Origin of the sequence: Amycolatopsis sp. NPDC049868, assembly GCF_044461365.1 — a bacterium.
GTDB lineage: Bacteria > Actinomycetota > Actinomycetes > Mycobacteriales > Pseudonocardiaceae > Amycolatopsis.
The window spans coordinates 1-17,500 of sequence record NZ_JBITKV010000010.1 but is presented as its reverse complement, the minus strand read 5'-3'; the positions used below and the strand labels follow the sequence as shown (position 1 = coordinate 17,500).

Annotated in this window: 19 protein-coding genes; 9 read left to right on the top strand and 10 right to left on the bottom strand. The window is 69.4% G+C overall.

All coding sequences use genetic code 11. From position 1 onward, the window contains the following. Window positions 1-320: 320 nt before the first annotated feature. From ACIBTM_RS32685 to ACIBTM_RS32675, 3 genes are all read right to left on the bottom strand, one after another. Complete coding sequence (locus tag ACIBTM_RS32685) at window positions 321-1,304, bottom strand: hypothetical protein (RefSeq protein ID WP_395881016.1); 984 nt, start codon at window positions 1,302-1,304, stop codon at window positions 321-323. A gap of 73 nt (window positions 1,305-1,377) precedes the next feature. Then, window positions 1,378-2,220 (bottom strand): PspA/IM30 family protein, encoded by an 843-nt coding sequence (locus ACIBTM_RS32680; RefSeq protein ID WP_007029352.1) that lies wholly within the window; start codon window positions 2,218-2,220, stop codon window positions 1,378-1,380. 220 nt (window positions 2,221-2,440) lie between these two features. After that, entirely contained in the window at window positions 2,441-3,322 is an 882-nt protein-coding gene (locus ACIBTM_RS32675) for an RNA polymerase sigma-70 factor (RefSeq protein WP_395881015.1), read from the bottom strand. A 174-nt stretch (window positions 3,323-3,496) separates the two neighbouring features. Between ACIBTM_RS32675 and ACIBTM_RS32670 the strand changes: the two genes are divergently transcribed. Next, window positions 3,497-3,976, top strand: coding sequence for a carboxymuconolactone decarboxylase family protein (locus tag ACIBTM_RS32670; protein ID WP_395881014.1), 480 nt, complete (start codon window positions 3,497-3,499; stop codon window positions 3,974-3,976). Between the two features lie 54 nt (window positions 3,977-4,030). Here the strand turns inward: ACIBTM_RS32670 and ACIBTM_RS32665 are convergent, their stop codons facing one another. From ACIBTM_RS32665 to rimO, 4 genes are all read right to left on the bottom strand, one after another. Next, the gene (locus tag ACIBTM_RS32665; RefSeq protein ID WP_038516491.1) at window positions 4,031-4,480 is read right to left on the bottom strand and encodes a helix-turn-helix domain-containing protein; all 450 of its coding nucleotides are present in this window, start codon (window positions 4,478-4,480) and stop codon (window positions 4,031-4,033) included. Between the two features lie 101 nt (window positions 4,481-4,581). Next, window positions 4,582-5,043: a CinA family protein gene (locus ACIBTM_RS32660; protein ID WP_395881013.1), complete on the bottom strand. Its 462-nt coding sequence runs from the start codon at window positions 5,041-5,043 to the stop codon at window positions 4,582-4,584. After that, window positions 5,040-5,681: a CDP-diacylglycerol--glycerol-3-phosphate 3-phosphatidyltransferase gene (gene pgsA / locus ACIBTM_RS32655; RefSeq protein ID WP_395881012.1), complete on the bottom strand. Its 642-nt coding sequence runs from the start codon at window positions 5,679-5,681 to the stop codon at window positions 5,040-5,042. The genes ACIBTM_RS32660 and pgsA overlap by 4 nt, the downstream gene beginning before the upstream one ends. Continuing rightward, complete coding sequence (gene rimO, locus ACIBTM_RS32650) at window positions 5,678-7,126, bottom strand: 30S ribosomal protein S12 methylthiotransferase RimO (protein ID WP_378369939.1); 1,449 nt, start codon at window positions 7,124-7,126, stop codon at window positions 5,678-5,680. Before rimO ends, pgsA begins: the two co-directional genes overlap by 4 nt. 88 nt (window positions 7,127-7,214) lie before the next feature. On the opposite strand from rimO, the gene ACIBTM_RS32645 reads away from it, so the two are divergent. Further along, the gene (locus ACIBTM_RS32645) at window positions 7,215-7,742 is read left to right on the top strand and encodes an amino-acid N-acetyltransferase (protein WP_395881011.1); all 528 of its coding nucleotides are present in this window, start codon (window positions 7,215-7,217) and stop codon (window positions 7,740-7,742) included. Between the two features lie 276 nt (window positions 7,743-8,018). Here ACIBTM_RS32645 and ACIBTM_RS32640 read toward each other — a convergent pair whose 3' ends face one another. Beyond that, complete coding sequence (locus tag ACIBTM_RS32640) at window positions 8,019-8,546, bottom strand: CGNR zinc finger domain-containing protein (RefSeq protein ID WP_395881010.1); 528 nt, start codon at window positions 8,544-8,546, stop codon at window positions 8,019-8,021. Window positions 8,547-8,604: 58 nt separating this feature from the next. Here ACIBTM_RS32640 and ACIBTM_RS32635 point away from each other — a divergent pair, with 58 nt between their 5' ends. Beyond that, window positions 8,605-9,453 (top strand): alpha/beta fold hydrolase, encoded by an 849-nt coding sequence (locus ACIBTM_RS32635; protein WP_395881009.1) that lies wholly within the window; start codon window positions 8,605-8,607, stop codon window positions 9,451-9,453. An 11-nt stretch (window positions 9,454-9,464) separates the two neighbouring features. Then, window positions 9,465-10,106 carry a nitroreductase family protein gene (locus tag ACIBTM_RS32630; protein ID WP_395881008.1) on the top strand — a complete coding sequence of 214 codons (642 nt, stop codon included), beginning with the start codon at window positions 9,465-9,467 and terminating at the stop codon, window positions 10,104-10,106. Here the strand turns inward: ACIBTM_RS32630 and ACIBTM_RS32625 are convergent. Both ACIBTM_RS32625 and ACIBTM_RS32620 read right to left on the bottom strand, forming a co-directional pair. Continuing rightward, window positions 10,103-10,561: a hypothetical protein gene (locus ACIBTM_RS32625; protein ID WP_395881007.1), complete on the bottom strand. Its 459-nt coding sequence runs from the start codon at window positions 10,559-10,561 to the stop codon at window positions 10,103-10,105. The two genes, ACIBTM_RS32630 and ACIBTM_RS32625, sit on opposite strands and share 4 nt — an antisense overlap. A 191-nt stretch (window positions 10,562-10,752) precedes the next feature. Further along, window positions 10,753-13,080, bottom strand: a complete 2,328-nt coding sequence (locus ACIBTM_RS32620; protein ID WP_395881006.1) for a DNA translocase FtsK — start codon at window positions 13,078-13,080, stop codon at window positions 10,753-10,755. A gap of 298 nt (window positions 13,081-13,378) precedes the next feature. On the opposite strand from ACIBTM_RS32620, the gene ACIBTM_RS32615 reads away from it, so the two are divergent. From ACIBTM_RS32615 to ACIBTM_RS32595, 5 genes are all read left to right on the top strand, one after another. Further along, window positions 13,379-14,188 carry a lysophospholipid acyltransferase family protein gene (locus ACIBTM_RS32615; protein ID WP_395881005.1) on the top strand — a complete coding sequence of 270 codons (810 nt, stop codon included), beginning with the start codon at window positions 13,379-13,381 and terminating at the stop codon, window positions 14,186-14,188. Between the two features lie 48 nt (window positions 14,189-14,236). After that, the gene (wrbA, locus tag ACIBTM_RS32610; protein ID WP_395881004.1) at window positions 14,237-14,851 is read left to right on the top strand and encodes an NAD(P)H:quinone oxidoreductase; all 615 of its coding nucleotides are present in this window, start codon (window positions 14,237-14,239) and stop codon (window positions 14,849-14,851) included. Window positions 14,852-14,921: 70 nt separating this feature from the next. After that, entirely contained in the window at window positions 14,922-15,212 is a 291-nt protein-coding gene (locus ACIBTM_RS32605; RefSeq protein ID WP_395881003.1) for a hypothetical protein, read from the top strand. Next, entirely contained in the window at window positions 15,212-16,744 is a 1,533-nt protein-coding gene (locus ACIBTM_RS32600; protein ID WP_395881002.1) for an alpha/beta hydrolase, read from the top strand. Before ACIBTM_RS32605 ends, ACIBTM_RS32600 begins: the two co-directional genes overlap by 1 nt. Window positions 16,745-16,809: 65 nt before the next feature. Beyond that, window positions 16,810-17,364 (top strand): hypothetical protein, encoded by a 555-nt coding sequence (locus tag ACIBTM_RS32595; RefSeq protein WP_395881001.1) that lies wholly within the window; start codon window positions 16,810-16,812, stop codon window positions 17,362-17,364. Window positions 17,365-17,500: the final 136 nt, after the last annotated feature.

Below are 17,500 nucleotides of genomic sequence, written 5' to 3'. Positions count from 1 at the left end.
CGCCCGCTCACGCGGGCTGGGTTCAGGCCCGGGCTGGGATGAGCACTGCGTGCATGTAATAGACGTTAGGCATCGCGGGTTGCCGCCACCAGCGGATTCGGGTTACGCGAGCGTTTCGGTATCACACAGTGAGCAGGTCGTTACGCAATGGAGTATTAGCGACGACGAATGAGACGATAGTCCAGGAAAGCGCCTGCTCAGACGGTACCCGATCGCGTAACTCGCGTGATTGAACAGCGATCTCGCGTGATCAGACGGACATCACAAGAGTCGTCCGTCTGATCACGCGTGTCGTCCATCTGATCACGCGAGTTGCGGGTTCAGGAGAGTTCGCGCAGCGCCATCGCGAGTCCGGCGAGCTTGTCGGTCGCGTCCGACAGCGACTCCTTGGACGACGTCATGCCGTCCGAGCTCGCCGCGACGGTGTGCCCGGCGGCCGCGACGAGACCGCCGTAGCCGTCGAGGCCGTCGTCGAGCTGCTCGCGCAGTTGCTTGATGGCGGCGTCGAGGGCGCCGCGTTCCCGTTCGGGCGCGGCGTCGCGGCCGCGTTCGATGGCCTGGATCCGGCCCGCCAGCCCGCGCAGGGCCTGCGCCGCCTCGGCGGCGGTGGTGCGAGCGTCCGCGACGGCGATCTCCGAGACCGGCATGGTGCCGAGCGACGTCGGCTGCGAAAGCTGGCGAAGCAGCTCCGCCAGCGAAGCCTCGCTCTCGGCGAGGCGCTCCATCGGCTCACGCGCGACCGACCGCGCCGGGGGCAGCGGCGGCGGAGCGGCGGGGGCGGCGGGCAGCACGGTGCGGTTGAGCGTCCGCAGCCGCAGCCCCGACTTGACCCCGAAAGTCCCGAAGATGACGGCGAACGCGCCGCCCGCGATGGCCTGGAGGACGTCGGCCTGGCCGTCCTTCAACAGGCCGGTGCCCGCGACGACGGCGAACAGTCCACAAAGGAAGGTGAGGAGGATCCAGAACGTCATCGCCCGGGAGGCCCGGCGTTTGCGTCGCTCCAGTTTGGCGGCGGGTTCGTTCCAGCGCGCCCATTTGGCCTTCGCGTCGGCCACGACCGGGATCTGCCCCGCGGCCATCGACGTCAGCTGCTGCGAGATCTTCGGCATGGCGGGCATCTGCGGCATCTGCGGGCGCGGCCGGGGCGGCGCCGGCCGAGCGGGCCGCGAGGAACCCTGCTCGGAGGGCGGGATGTAGCGCTGCAGCTTCTCCTGCGCGCGCTGGGCGTAGTCGGGCAGCTTCTCGATGTGCTTCTCAAGCTTGGCGGTGAACTCCCCGAAGTCCTTGCGCCTGCCCTGCCCCATGCCCTCTCCCCTGTCTTCTGGTGAGACCGGTCCCGCACCCGCGCGGGGTGCGGGACCGGCTCCAGTTGGTGTGTCAGGCGGGGTTCTTGCCCTGTTCGGCCTGAACCCGTGCCTGGATCTCACGCTGGATGTCCGCGGAGCTCGACGCCTTCGGCGCGGCGGCGGTCTTGCCGTCGGTCACCTGAGCGACGGAGTCACCCTTCATGGACGCGCGGATCTGCTCCAGCCGCGAGTGCCCCGCGAGCTGCGTCGTGGAGGCCTGGACCTCCATCATCCGGCCCTGGACGGAGTTCTGTGCGAGTTCGGCCGAGCCGAGCGCGGTGGTGTAGCGCTTCTCGATCTTGTCGCGAACGTCTTCCAGCGACGGGGTGTTGCCCGGTGCGGCCAGCTGGCTCATCTGGTTCAGCGAAGCGGAGACCTGCTCCTGCATCTTCGCCTGCTCCAGCTGCGAGAGCAGCTTGGTGCGCTCGGCCAGCTTCTGCTGCAGCATGGTCGCGTTGCGCTCGACGGCCTTCTTCGCCTGCTCCGCAGCCTGAAGCGACTGGTCGTGCAGGGTCTTGAGGTCCTCGATGCTCTGCTCGGCGGTGACGAGCTGCGCGGCGAAGCTCTCCGCCGCGTTCTCGAACTCGGTCGCCTTCTGCTCGTCGCCCTTGGCACGCGCCTCGTCGGCGAGCACCAGCGCCTGGCGGGTCGAAGCCTGCAGCTTCTCCACGTCGCCGAGCTGGCGGTTCAGCTTCATCTCCAGCTGACGCTGGTTACCGATCACCGAGGCGGCCTGCTGGGTCAGCGCCTGGTGATTGCGCTGCGCCTCCTCGATGGCCTGCTGGATCTGTACCTTCGGGTCGGCGTGCTCGTCGATCTTCGACGAGAACGCCGCCATCATGTACTTCCAGAACTTCACGAACGGGTTGGCCATCTCCTCCGCCTGCCTTCTCGCATCCCACGGGCTGTTACCTCGAGGTGGGGCGTCCCCTCTGTGATGTTGCAACGTCCCGACCCCGGCGTTGAGTTCCATCGTGTCAGGTCGGCGTCCCGCGTTCCAGGCGACCCCGACGGAATTCAGGGATCCCCCTGACTGTGACGTCCACGACCTTTCGGGTTCACCTGCCGGTGACCGTGGGTGAAAACGGCCGGCGTCAGCGCCCCAGAGCGGTCTCCTGGTCCATCCGTGACAACTTCTCGGGGTTGCGCACCGCGTAGAGACCGGTGATGAGGCCGTCCTCGACACGCAGCGCGACGACCGTGTCGACCTCCCCACCGAGCCGGAGGATCAGCGCGGGATGGCCGTTGACCTGCGCCGTCCGCATCGTGGCCGCCTCGTCGCGGACCGGACGGCTCGCGGCCAGCAGCGGCGCGACCAGCGCGGCACCGACCACCGGCTCCAGCACGGCCTGCACCACTCCGCCGCCGTCGCCGAGGAAGACGACGTCCGGGGAGAGGACGTCGAGCAGTCCCTGCAGGTCACCGGTCCGGACCGCGCGGTGGAACGCGTCGAGCACGTCCTTGGTCTCGCCGGGGGACGCGGCGCCACGCGGCCGCCGGGCGGCGACATGCGCCCGCGCCCGGTGAGCGATCTGGTGGACCGCGGCCGGGGTCTTGCCGACGGCTTCGGCGATCTCGCCGTAGGGCACGTCGAACACCTCACGCAGCACGAACACCGCGCGCTCGGTCGGCGTGAGGGTCTCCAGCACCAGCAGCATCGCCATCGAGACGCTGTCGGCCAGCTCGACGTCGTCGGCCACGTCGGGGCTGGTGAGCAGCGGTTCGGGCAGCCAAGGACCGACGTAGGACTCCTTGCGGCGGCCGAGCGTGCGCAGCCTGCCGAGCGCCTGCCGGGTGGTGATGCGGACCAGGTACGCGCGGGGGTTCTCCACGGTGCCGAGGTCGACGCCCGACCAGCGCAGCCAGGTCTCCTGGAGGACGTCCTCCGCGTCGGCGGCCGAACCGAGCATCTCGTAGGCGACGGTGAACAGCAGGTTCCGGTGGGCGACGAACGCCTCCGTGGCGGTGTCGGACATGGACTCGCTCCTGTTCTCGGCGACGGGGTGGTCCACACCAGACGCCGCCTCTCCCCGGTTTCTGACACGTCGAAGCCGTGGCGCTCGTCACGTCCCGCTTCTGTCAGCGCGGCCGGGCCGCCGGCATCTGGTGGTCGTCCGGTTCAGCACACGACGACGAAAGAGGACGAGATCATGGATTCCCGTTTCGATCTGAACGGCACCGAGCTCGGCGCCAAGCTCGGCAAGCGGTTCGCCAACGTGAGTGTGGCCATCAAGGGTTCGGCCCTGCCGAAGGTCACCCAGGAGCTGGTGTCGCTGCGGGCCAGCCAGCTCAACGGCTGCGGTTTCTGCGTCGACGCCCACGCCAAGGACCTGGCGGCCGCCGGCGAACCCGCGGTCCGCGTCAACCTGGTCGCCGCCTGGCGTGAATCCACGGTGTTCACCGAGGCCGAGCAGGCCGCGCTGGCGCTCGCGGAGGAAGGCAGCCGGATCGCCGACGCGCACCAGGGTGTCTCCGACGAGACTTGGGCCCGGGTGCGGAAGCACTACGACGACGATCAGGTCGCCGCGCTGGTCTACCTGGTCGCGATGATCAACGCCGCCAACCGGCTGCTCGTGATCACGCACACCAAGGGCGGCTCCTACCAGGCGGGCACGTTCGACGCGAACTGACGGGAAGAGGCCCCAGGCGGACTGCCTGGGGCCTCTTCCCGTTCACGACCTTCGCTAAGCGGCGACCATCTTCGGTGCGGAGATCGTCGTCCGCAGCGCGGGGCTCATCCGCGGCGGCGGCGAGATCCGCAGGTCGGCCAGGTCGTTGCCGATCAGCTCGGACACCAGCCTGCCGCCTTCGAGCTCGCCCGCTTCGGCGCTTTCCCGCTCCGGAGCGCGCCTCTTGCCCGCTTCGACCTTCTCGGCCACCGGGGCGACCTCGACGTTGTCCATCGCCGAGACGTCCGCCGCGACCTTGTGCAGGAGTTCGCCCAGCGGAAGGTCCAGGGCCTCGCAAATGGACGCCAGCAGCTCGCTGGACGCCTCCTTCTGCCCGCGCTCGACCTCGGACAGGTAACCGAGGCTCACCCTGGCGGCGCGGGAGATGTCCCGCAGCGTTCGACGCTGGTTCGTGCGGGCGTGTCGGAGCCGGTCGCCGATCGCCTCGCGCAACAGCACGGTCATCACGCGCCTCCCTTCCAGGACTGACTACCCCCTACGTTACCCAGAGCGGTGCCCTGGGCGCAGGTGTTGACACGGCAATACGCCAAGGGCGAACGCGGCGATCATGCGAGATGTTCCCCCAGCAGGGCGAACGCGCCGGAGACGGCACCGGCTCTGACCGCGGCTCGATCACCGCTCAAGTCCAGCGTACGGACGGTGAGGGTGTCCGGCCCGGCGAGACCGACGTGGACGACGCCGGGAGCGACGCCGTCCTGGCCGTCCGGGCCCGCGACACCGGTCAGGCCGAGCCCCCAGGTGGCACCGCACCGATCCCTCGCGCCGACGGCCAGTTGCGCCGCGACCTCGGGATGAACGGCGCCATGCGCGGCGAGAAGGCCTTCCTCGACCCCGGCCAGCTTCGCCTTGAGGTCGGTGGCGTAGACCACCAGCCCGCCTCGCACGACGGCACTCGATCCGGGGACCTCGGTCAGCGTCGCGCAGACCAGACCGGCGGTCAGCGACTCGGCCGTCGCCACCGTCTCACCGCGCTCGATCAGGTGAGTGATCAAGGTCTCAGCTTTCATGCGCCCGCGGCACGCCTTCCGGCGGCACGCAGCCGCACCGCGCGCACGACGTAGTCGAGACCGGTCACGACGGTCAGCACGAGCGCGAGCCCCATCAGCACCCAGCGCACCGGCTCGGCGGACGCGGGCAGGGGCAACAGGTACGCGGTGATGGCCGCGATCTGCGCGAGCGTCTTGGCCTTGCCGCCCCGGCTGGCCGGGATGACGCCGTGCCGGATCACCCAGAACCGCAGCAACGTCACGCCGATCTCGCGGACCGCGATGACGATGGTGACCCACCAGCCCAGTTCGCCGAGCACGCTCAAGCCGATCAGCGCGGCACCGATCAGCGCCTTGTCGGCGATCGGGTCGGCGATCTTGCCGAAGTCGGTGATCAGCCCGTACTTGCGCGCGACCCAGCCGTCGACCTGGTCGGTGAACGACGCGATCGCGAACAGCGCGGTGGCGATCGCGCGCCAGAACGTGTCCTCCCCGTCACCGGCGAACAGCGCCATCACGAACAGCGGCACCAGCACCAGCCGCGACATCGTGAGCAGGTTCGCCAGATTCAGGGTCGGGACCGGGGTGGCCTCGGGTACCCGGGAGTGCTCACCGCCCGTCCCCTCACCGGCCCCGGCGTCGCTCGGGGCGGCATTCACCGGTCGGCCTCGGGCGGTGCGGGCCGCACGATCAGGTCGACACCCTCGGAGTCGACGACCTCGCAGCGGACGAAGTCACCCACCGCGAGCTTGGGCAGGTCTTCGGTCTCGATCAGGACGCATTCGCCGTCGACCTCGGGGGCCTGGTGCGCGGCGCGGCCGATCGGGTCCTCGCCGTCCTCGGCCTGCTCGATCAGGACGTCGACGAAGTCGCCGATCCGGTCTTCGGCCCGCTGCGAGGTCAGCTCCTCGACCAGCGCGGAGATCCGCGCGACCCGCTCGGCCACCACGGACTCGTCGAGTTTGCCGTCGAAGGTCTCGGCCTCGGTGCCGTCCTCGTCGGAGTAACCGAAGACGCCCACCGCGTCGAGGCGCGCACCGTTGAGGAAGCGCTCCAGCTCGGCGAGGTCCTCTTCGGTCTCGCCGGGGAACCCGACGATGACGTTGGTGCGGATGCCCGCGTTGGGCGAGTGCTCCCGGATCTGGTCGCACAGCGCGAGGAACGAGTCCGTGGAGCCGAACCGGCGCATGCGGCGCAGCACGGTCTCGCTGGAGTGCTGGAAGGACAGGTCGAAGTAGTCGGCGACACCCGGGGTGGTCGCGATGGCCTTGACCAGGCCGGGGCGGGTCTCGGCGGGCTGCAGGTACGAGACGCGGACGCGTTCGATACCGGGCACCGCGGCCAGCCGCGGGACCAGCAGTTCCAGCGCGCGGGCGCCGTCACGGCCGAAGTCCTTGCCGTAGGAGGTGGAGTTCTCGGAGACGAGGAAGACCTCCTTGACCCCGTTCTCCGCGAGCCACATCGCCTCGGCGACGATCTCGTCCGGCTGCCGGGACACGAACGACCCGCGGAACGACGGGATCGCGCAGAACGAACAGCGACGGTCGCACCCGGAGGCGATCTTCAGCGCGGCCACCGGGGAGGTGTCGAGCCTGGTCCGCAGCACGCGGGGGCCCCAGCCATGCTGCGCGTGGCCGGGGACCTCGACCGATTCGGCGGCGGTCGGGCGCTGGACCGGGCTGATCGGCAGCAGCTTGCGGCGGTCGGACGGCGTGTGCGACTCGACCTTGCGGCCGGCCACGACGTCGTCGAGACGCTCCGCGAGGTCCGCGTAGTGATCGAAGCCCAGGACCGCGTCGGCCTCGGGCAGGCTCTCGGCCAGCTCGTTGCCGTAGCGCTCGGCCATGCAGCCGACGGCGACGACCTTCTTGCCGGTGTCGGAGGCCGCGAGCAGCGTGTCGACGGAGTCCTTCTTCGCGGACTCGACGAAGCCGCAGGTGTTGACGACCACGACGTCGGAGTCCTCGGGCTCGGCGGCGAGCTCCCAGCCGCCCGCCGCCAGCCGTCCGGCGAGTTCCTCGGAATCGACCTCGTTGCGGGCGCAACCGAGGGTCAACAAGGAAACGCGACGGGTGGCGACAGGATCAGTGGTGGGAGAAGGCACGTGCCTTAGGGTAGCTGGCCTGTTCGCGGGGTCGGCGATCGCTCGCTCGGGCGAGCCCTCGACCGGGCCGGACCCCGGGGATGGCTTAATGGTGGACGTGCCCTCAGACCCTCTCTCGCACCACCGCCCCACCGTCCGCCGGGCGCGGATCGCGGACGTCCGCAAGATCAAGGCGCTGGTCGACTCCGACGCCGGGACGGTGCTGCTGGAGAAGGAACTCGTCACCCTCTACGAGAGCGTCCAGGAGTTCTGGGTGGTCGAGGACGGCGACGACGTGCTCGGCTGCGGTGCGCTCCACGTGCTGTGGGAAGACATCGCGGAGCTGCGCACCATCGCCGTCGACAAGGACTCGCGGGGACGCGGCATCGGGCACGCGCTGGTGGCGCAGCTGATCGGCTTCGCGCGCGAGATCGGGTTGAAGCGGCTGTTCGTGCTGACCTTCGAGACCCACTTCTTCGCCGGTCACGGTTTCGTCGAGATCGACGGCACTCCGGTGACCCAGGAGGTCTACGAGGAGATGCGGCGCTCGGCCGATCCGGGTGTCGCCGAGTTCCTCGACCTGCCGTACGTGAAGCCGAACACCTTGGGCAACAGCCGGATGCTGCTGGAGCTTTAGCTGCCGGTTTGGACCGGCATTTGCCTACCCACTCGGCAGCGAACCGGGCCGTGCGAGCTTGATCAACGGAAGATCGGGGACGTTGAGTGTCCCTGATCCTCCGTTGATCAAGCTCTGAGACCCGAGCGACCCTCGTGCTGGTCAGGGTGATTCGAGCGTGGCCCCACCAACATCATCGGCCACTGCACGCACCAGCCGGAACCGGCGGCCGAGACCCACCCCGTCCGAATAAACCAACAGCCTCGCTGAGCGCCTCCAATGCCGCGAAGGGCGCCTTCAGCCCTTCGCCGCGTGGCGCGCGACCCGGACGCGGTTGCCGCACAGCGACGGCGTGCACCACACCCGCCGGCTGTTGGCCGCCACGAACAGCATCGAGCAGTCGTGCGCGCCGCATCGCCGCAGCCGGGCCGCGCGCGGCCCGGACACGAGGTCGATCGCCGCGACCGCGACGGCGGCGAGGGCGATCTCGCCGCCGTCCTCGCCGTGCCAGCACGTCTCCGCGCCCCCGGCGGTCAGCCGCGGGCTGGTCGGGACGGCGGCCGCGGCCGCGTTGACCCGCTCCACCGCCCACGCCTCGGGCTCCCGCGCCGCGACGACCGCCTCCAGCAGCTCACGCACCGCCGAACGCAGCCGCCTCGTCTGCTCGGCCGACGGTGCCCGGGCGCCTTCGGGCAAAGCTTGAGTCGCCCAGAACTTCGCGTGCCCGTCGTCGAGCAGGTCGATCGACGGCGCGACAGCCAGCATGACCGTGTCGGCGAGGTTCACCGCGAGATCGTCACCGGGGAGCGAGTCGAGATCGAGCATGGCTTGACACTATCAGGTACTAATGGTTCGAGACAGTTTTAACCATTAGGGAGTGTCCATGGCGACCATCCGGCACCGTTCCGTCAAGCTCGGCGACGTCGAGGTCTTCTATCGCGAAGCCGGCGACCCCGAAGCGCCCGTTCTGCTCCTGCTGCATGGCTTCCCGACGTCTTCGCACCAATTCGTGCGGCTGATGCGGCGCCTCGCCGGCCGGTGGCGGCTCATCGCGCCGGACCTGCCCGGGTTCGGGCAGACCGTCACGCCTGAGGGCTTCACGTTCACCTTCGACCGGCTCGCGGAGGTCGTCGGAGACTTCGTGGACGCGCTGGAACTGCGGCGATACGCGCTCTACGTCTTCGATTTCGGCGCTCCGGCGGGCCTGCGGCTGGCCGTCTCGCGGCCGTCCCAGATCACGGCGCTGATCACGCAGAACGGCAACGCCTACGTCGAGGGGCTCGGCCCGGCGATGCCGGACTTCCCTTCCCTGACCGACGAAACCGAGGCGCGGCGCGGGTTCGAGGCGATCCTCGAACCGGAACAGATCAAGTTCCAGTACACCGAAGGCGCCCGCGATCCGGAGACCATCGATCCCTCGAATCACCTGCTGGACCAGTACTTCCTCGGTCTGCCTGGCCGGGCGGAGGCGATGCTGGACCTGCTCTGGGACTACCGGAACAACCCGCCCGCGTACCCGAAGTTCCAGGCGTGGCTGCGTGAAGCCCAGCCGCCCGTGCTCGCCGTGTGGGGCCGCGACGACCCGTTCTTCATCCCGGCGGGGGCCGAGGCTTTCCGCGATGATGTTCCCTCGGCGGAGGTTCACTTCTTCGACACCGGGCATTTCGCGCTGGAAGAGGACCTCGAACCGATCAGCGAGCTCATCGACCGCTTCCTGGCGGCGCATCTGTAGAAAGGCGGCATATGGACACCTCGGTCACCGACCACCTGCTGAGCACGACGCGAGCGGTCCGCCGCAAACTCGACCTGGACCGGCCGGTGGAACCCGACGTGCTCGACGAGTGCCTGCGGCTCGCGCTGCAGGCACCCACGCCGGGCAACCAGCAGGCGTGGCGGTGGCTCGTCGTGCGGGATCAACACGTGAAGGACCGGCTGTCCGAGCTGTTCCGGAGGGTAGGGAAGGCGTACCTGGAGACGAACGCCGCGGCGCTGGGCGAGGCGATCACCGAGCCTTCCGTGGCACGGGCATTCGCTTCCGGACAGCACCTGATCGACGTGATCGACCGGGTGCCCGTGTTCGTCATCCCGTGCCTGACCGGCAGGCCGAGCGGCGACAACGCGGCCGACGCCGCGTTCTACGGCGGGATCTTCCCGGCGGTGTGGAACTTCCAGCTGGCGCTGCGGTCACGCGGCCTCGGCTCGACGCTCACCACGTACCACCTGACCCACGAGGCGGAGGCGGCCGAAATCCTCGGCATCCCCTCCGGCGTCACGCAGGTCGGGCTGCTTCCGGTCGCCTACACGACGGTTCCGGACTTCAAACCCGCCGCGCGCTTGCCGCTGTCCGAAGTCGCGTATCTCGACCGTTGGGGCGACTCCCTTTAGGCCTTGGACACCCGCAGGGTGACCTGGTCGCCCCCCGAACTCACGGCGACCAGGTCCACCCGGCAGGCGGCGAACTCGACGGACTGCCTGCCACCACGTCCGGTGGAGGCGAGGGCCGCCGTCGTCCGCTCGCCGCGTCCCGGTTCGGCCAAGGTCAGCTCGACCACGGCCTCCCCTTCCCAGACGCAGACCATTCCCGCGGCGCAGCGGGAATCGGACATCAGACGAGCGAAGCGGATGCTGACGTCCTTCGACGCGACCTCGGTCGTGTCACCGGTCTTGAGGACGACGGTCTCCCCCAGCTCGACGCTGTTATGAGCGTCGTGGGCGGGCTGAGGCCGCTGCACCGGCGCGGACTGGGGCGGCGCGGGTTGCTCGCGCGCGGCGGAGCTGCCGGCTCCGCAGGCGAGGCCGACCAGTGCGCAGAGGACGACGAGCAGCTTCTTGAGGTCCACGGGCTAGAGACGTAACGGAGGCTCCGGTCCGTTGCACCGGTCTTCAAAAGCCTCGGCCTAGCAACTCGCGCGGCGGTGTCGCGAAAGCCACTTTCACGACGTCAGATGTCCCGAAAGTGGCTTTCGCGACATCCCGGCCAGGCTCGGCGCCCAGCGGGAGGCAAAGAGCGCGGGACCGGCCCGGTCAAGTCTCAGTCGTCGGAGACGTCGCCGCCGTTCGCGTCCCCACCACCGCGGATCATGAACAGCACCGACTCCAGCTCCTCCGGCTTGATCAGCACGTCTCGCGCCTTCGAGCCCTCCGAGGGACCGACGACCCCCCGGCTTTCCAGCAGGTCCATCAGGCGCCCGGCCTTGGCGAAGCCGACCCGCAGCTTCCGCTGCAGCATCGACGTCGAACCGAACTGAGAGGTGACGATCAGCTCGGCGGCCTGCAGCAGCACGTCGAGATCGTCGCCGATGTCGGAGTCGATTTCCTTCTTTTCGCCCGCCTTCGCGGCGGTGACGCCGTCCTGGTAGTCCGGCTGCGCCTGCTCCTTGGCGAAGTTCACCACCGCGGCGATCTCTTCGTCGCCGACGAAGGCGCCCTGGATGCGGACCGGTTTCCCGGCGCCCATCGGCAGGTACAGCGCGTCACCCATACCGATGAGCTTCTCCGCGCCCGGCTGGTCGAGGATGACCCGCGAGTCGGTGAGCGACGAGGTCGCGAACGCCAGCCGCGACGGCACGTTGGTCTTGATCAGGCCCGTCACGACGTCGACCGACGGGCGCTGGGTCGCCAGGACCAGGTGGATACCGGCGGCACGCGCCTTCTGCGTGATCCGGACGATCGCGTCCTCGACGTCGCGCGGAGCGGTCATCATGAGGTCGGCGAGCTCGTCGACGATCGCCATGATGTACGGGTACGGCGCGTACACGCGCTCGCTGCCCGGCGGCGCGGTGATCTCGCCCGAGCGCACCTTCTTGTTGTAGTCGTCGATATGCCGGACCTTGTTGACCTGCATGTCCTGATACCGCTGCTCCATCTCCTCCACCAGCCAGGCCAGCGCGGCGGCGGCCTTCTTCGGCTGGGTGATGATGGGCGTGATCAGATGCGGGATGCCCTCGTACGGGGTCAGCTCGACCATCTTCGGGTCGATCAGGATCATCCGGCACTCGTCCGGCGTCGACCGCGCGAGCAGCGACACCAGCATCGAGTTGACGAAGCTCGACTTACCGGAACCGGTGGACCCCGCCACCAGCAGGTGCGGCATCTTCGTCAGGTTCGCGGTGACGAAATGGCCTTCGATGTCCTTGCCGAGACCGATGACCATCGGGTGGTTGTCCTTGACCGTCGACGGCGCGCGCAGCACGTCGCCGAGGCGCACCATCTCGCGGTCGGAGTTCGGCACCTCGATGCCGACCGCGGATTTGCCGGGGATCGGCGCCAGCAGCCGGACGTTGTCGGTCGCCACCGCGTAGGCGATGTTCTTGGTCAGCGCGGTGATCTTCTCGACCTTCACCCCGGGACCGAGTTCGACCTCGTACCGGGTGACCGTCGGGCCCCGCGTGAAGCCGGTGACCTGCGCGTCGACGTTGAACTGCTCCAGCACGCCGGTGATCGCCTCGATCATGGCGTCGTTGGCCTTGCTGCGGGACTTCGGCGCGTCGCCGAGCTTCAGCAGGTCCGGCGGCGGGAGCTTGTAGTCGCCCTCGACGGTCCTGGTGACCGCCAGCGGCGCCTCGGCCTTCTTCGGCTTCTTCTCTTCGACAGGCTTGGCCGCGGGCTTCGGCGGGCGCAGCGGTGTCGGCGCCTCGGCCAGCGCGGCTTCGATGTCGAGTTGCTCGCCCTCGTGGTCGCCCGAGGCCTGGCGGCGCCGCGACGGCTTCCGCAGCCGGACCGATTTCGGGTCGGCTTCGGTGACGGCGTCGCGTTCCTCGTGGATGGCCTGGCGCTCGGCCTCGGCCTCCTCGATCTCTTCGGGATCGAGACCCCAGTTGCGCAGGCGGTGCGGGATCTCCCGGACCGGGGTCCCGGTGAACACGAGCGTGCCGAACAGCAGCGCCAGCACCAGCAGCGGCACGGCGACCCAGGTGGTGACCCCCATGGTGAGCAGGCCGCCGGAGAAGGCGCCGATCACCCCGCCGGCGTACATCCGGCCGTCGTTGGTCTCGGGCAGCGCGGTGAAGATGTGCAGCAGGCCGAGCACCGCCAGGACCACCAGCAGGGTGCCGATGACCATCCGCGGCCGGGCCTCGGGCACCGGTTCCGACCGCATCAGCGCGACGGCCACCACGGTGAGCACCAGCGGGAGCGTCACCGCCCCGGCGCCCAGCAACGAGCGCGTACCGACCTCCACCCAGCCGCCGATCGGGCCGGCCGCCCGCCACCAGACGCCGAACGCGATCACCAGCGCCAGTGCGATGAGACCGAGGGCGAGCCCGTCACGACGGTGCTCCGGTTCCAGTTCGCGGCCGCGGCCGACCGTCCGCGCGAGGGTGCCGAGGCCCTTCGCGAGCAGGTTCCAGGTGCCGCGCACGCCTTTGGCGAACGTGCCGGACGAGCGCTTCCGTGGCGCCGGACGCCGCGGAGCGGGCTTCCTCGCAGCCGTTGACCTGGGCTTCGCCGGGGTACGCGGCTTTCGCGCCGGCCCCTTGCTGCCGCCGCTTCGCGCCGTACTCCGTTTCCTGGTCGTCGACCCGCTAGCCATGTCTCCACGGTAACCGCCTCGACCCTTCAGTCCCTGCCGCCACTCGGAGCACATCCGGAACATTCGTCTCAGGTCACAGCTTGAGCGGCCATCCGGGTGAAAAGGGGTTCATGACATGCTCTGCCCCATGTTCGCGCTGCATCAGGAGGATAATTCGGCTCGCCGCGCCCCGGCCATCTGGCGCACGATGCTGAACATCGACCGGGGGCTGGTCAACTTCGTCGGCAAACTCACCGTGACCGGCGGTGTTTCGGCGGAACTGCGACGGCGGCCCCTGCTCATGACGGCCAACCACATCGGGGTGTTCGACGCGTTCGTGCTGATGGCGGCCTGCAAACGGATCGGCATCAACCCGCGGTTCATGCTGGCGGGCGGCATCCTCGACGCGCCGGTCATCGGCCCGGCGCTGCGAGTCAGCGGTCACCTGCGGGTCGACCGCAAACAGGCGTCGACGGCCATCGGCCAGTTCGCTGAAGCCGCCGAAGCGCTGCGGACCACCCGCGACCCGCTGATCGTCTACCCCGAGGGCCGGATCAGCCACGACCCGGGCCTGTGGCCGGAGCGGGGCAAGACCGGCGCGGCGCGGCTCGCGCTGGCCGCCGGGGTGCCGGTGATCCCGATCAGCCAATGGGGCGCGCACGAAGCCGTCTACTGGGGGACGGAGACCGTCAACGGCCCCGCCGATCTGGTGCCGCTCGCCAAGTCCGGGCTGAGCGCGCCCATGCGGCGGCCGCGGTTCAAGGTGCACTTCGGCGAGCCGGTGGACCTGTCGGAGGTCGAGCCGGAGCGGCCGGGCGCCGGGGTCCGCGCGCACGCCAAGATCATGCAGGCCATCACCGACGGTCTGGTCCCGCTGCGCCGCGACGAATTGGACAAGCCGCGATTCCACGACCCGACGCGGCCGACGGACACCGTCAGCCCCTGGAAGAAGTACTGAGTTCCGGATCCTGAGACGGGGGCTCACGCTCGCCTAAGGTCGGCGGACGTGAGCACCCGCATCCTCGTCGTCTACTACAGCGCGACCGGCAACACCGCGAAACTGGCGTCGGCACTGGCCGACGGGGCCCGCGAGGCCGAAGCCGACGTCCGTGTCCGCACGGTTCCCGAAACCGCGCCGCCCGGTGCGGTGGCGAGCAATCCGCGCTGGCAGGCGTGGGTGGACGCGGGGCCGCACCACGAGACGGCGACGCTGGAAGACCTGGAGTGGGCCGACGGTTTCGCGGCGGGCAGCCCGACCCGGTTCGGTGGCCCCGCCGCCCAGCTGAAGTCCTTTTTGGACAGCACCGGTGGCCTGTGGGCCAAGGGAAAACTCGTGAACAAGGTCGCGACTTCGTTCACCACCGCGTCGACCGCGCACGGCGGGCTCGAATCGACCGTGCTGGCGACGAACAACATCTTCTACCACTGGGGCGCCATCGTCCTGCCGCTCGGCTACACCGACCCTCACCTGCTCGAATCGGGCAATCCGTACGGCGGCTCGTTCGTCTCGCGCAAGTCCGCCGAACCCGACGCTCTCGCCCTGGACGCCCTCCGTCTTCAGGGGCGGCGGCTCGCCACCGTCTCGCGCTATGTCGCCGACGGACTTTTCAAGGACGGGTGAAGGGAACCGCGCGTCCGTCTCCCGCGTCGTAGGGTGGTCACACAGCGTCACGCTACGGGGAGGAAGCGGGATGACCGGCGGGTACGAGGTGGCCTTGAAGGCGATCGGCGCGGCGTCAGGCGCGGCGAAACGGGCTTCGGCCGACGTCGGGAAGGTGGACCTCGCGGCCACGCTCGCCGGTGTCGCGGCGGGTTTGCCGGGTGGCGTTTCCGGTGAGGCGGCCCGGCTGCTCGCGGACGCCTGGGGCCGCGCGGTGCCCGGGTGGGTCGGGAACACGGCGGACTACGCCGAACGGCTCGACGCGGCGGCCGTCCGCTACCGCGCCAACGAGCTGGCGGCGTCACGGGAACTCCCCGTCTGATGCTCACCTGGGGAGACGTGCGCCGGTGGGATCCGGCCTCGATCGGCGAGGTCGCCGACGCGCTCAACGACGGCTGCACCCGGATCATCGCCGCGAACGACGACGTCGAAGCCATGACCCGCTTCACGGGCTGGACCGGCGACGCGGCCACCGCCGCGTCGACGCGGGGCGAATCGCTGACCTCCACCTTGGAGCGGCTCGTCGCCGGGGCGTCCGCCGTCCGGCGGGGTGCGCACGAGGTGCAGATCGCGCTGGACCGGATCGTCGCGTTCGTGCGGGAGACCGACGAACTGGCGCGACGGAACGGACTGTCCATCGGTCCCGGCGGCGAGATTTCCATCGGCTCGCCACAGCCTGACCAGCCTCGCGTGATGGCGGAACTGGCGGACAGGGTCGAACAGGGCTTGCGCCGCGCGACCGACGTCGACGCCGATTTCGCCGAGATCCTGCGCCGCGCGCTACGGGGCGAGATCACCGAACAAGGTGGTGGCACGCTCGCCCAAGCGGCGGACGCCGGAGCCGCGCAAAGCGGCCTGTCGATCGTCGACCCACCCGCGAACGGCACCCCCGGTGACAACAAGGCGTGGTGGGCGAGCCTGTCGGACACGGCGAAAGTCGCTCTGCTGCAAGGAAATCCGGGACTCATCGGCAATCTCGACGGCATCCCGGCCGCCGACCGCGACGCCGCCAACCGCGCCGTCCTCGCCCGCGAGATCGCGCGACTCCAAGGCGACCCCAAACTCAAGGGCCTCGAAGCCATCCAACAGCGGCTGGACCGGTCGGAACCGCGGGCGTTCCTGCTGGGGCTGGACACCGGCGGCGACGGGAAGGCGATCGTTTCCGCGGGGAATCCCGACACCGCGGTGAACGTGGCGACGTACGTGCCGGGTACCGGTTCGGAACTGTCGAAGATCGGCGGCGACCTGAACCGGTCCGACAAGATGTGGGCCGCGGCGACCACCTCCGGCTCCCCCTCGACGGCCGTGATCACCTGGCTCGGCTACGACGCGCCGAACGAGCTCACCGACGCCGCGAGTGCCGAGTACGCGGACGGTGGCAAGGCGGCCCTCGCGCAATTCCAAGACGGGCTACGGGAAACACACCAAGGACCGCCCTCGCACAACACGGTGATGGGGCACAGCTACGGCACCACCGTCGTCGGGCACGCCGCGGTCGACGGCGGCCTCGCCGCGGACGAACTCGTCTTCGTGGCGAGCCCCGGCGTCGGCGCGCACGACGTGAGCGAACTGCACCTCGACGGGGTGAATCAGGACGAAATCGGCAAGCACGTGCACGCGACGGTGGCCGAGCACGACATGATCAACCTGGCGAACCTCGAGATCGCCGGGTACGACCCGATCCTGGGCCAGGACCCGGCCGACGCGGACTTCGGCGGGCAGGTGTTCACCTCGGCGCCGGGCACGGACGGGTGGGGCGGGTACAGCAAGGAAGCGCACAGCGAATACTGGGAAGACAACAACCCGTCGCTCCGGAATCTCGGCTTGATCATCGCCGGGAAACCTTCCTCGTGAAACTCCCGCTTCTGACCGCCCTGCTCGTGCTCTTGTCCGCTTGTTCCTCCGGAGGTGGAGACGCCATGAAACCGACCATCACCGAACACGAGGCGAAAGACAGGGTCGAGCGGTACATCGAGGGTGTACTCACCGCGCTGCCCAGCACTGCGGAACGGAAACCGTTCACCCAGCACAGGTCCGAATGCACAGATCCCACCGACGACGGCCCGCAAGGGCGCTTCGAGATCTCCGCGACCTATGAGGTGACCGGTCTCGAAGCCGCACGGTTCGGCGAGTACTTCGACGCGGTCGTCCAGTGGTGGTCGGCTCACGACTTCGCGGTCTTGACGGATTCACGGCCAAAAGATCAATACGTGTTCGTCAGGAACAAGACGGACGCTTTCGACATGACAGTGCAGGCGAACGACCTGGGCAAGTTCTACGTCGGGGCCACCTCCCCCTGCGTCTGGCCGAACGGCACCCCCGAACCTCAGGCCCTCGAAGCCACCGAGCCCGAGCAGCCGGTCGCCGCTCCCCCGGAGCCGGAACCGGAGCCGGTGCGCAAACCGCGTCGCGCTCCCGTCGACGACGAGGACTTCGCCCAGACGAACTGGACCGACGGCGGCACCTCCTTCTGACTTCCCTCGCCGGAAGTACATGAAGGACCCCTTCCTTGCGCCTAGGGCGTGTCCTGGGGATCTTCATCGGAGGTGGAGGATGATGCAGGCGAGGATGATCTCGGCGCGGTGGTAGGCGGCTCGTTTGGCGAACCGT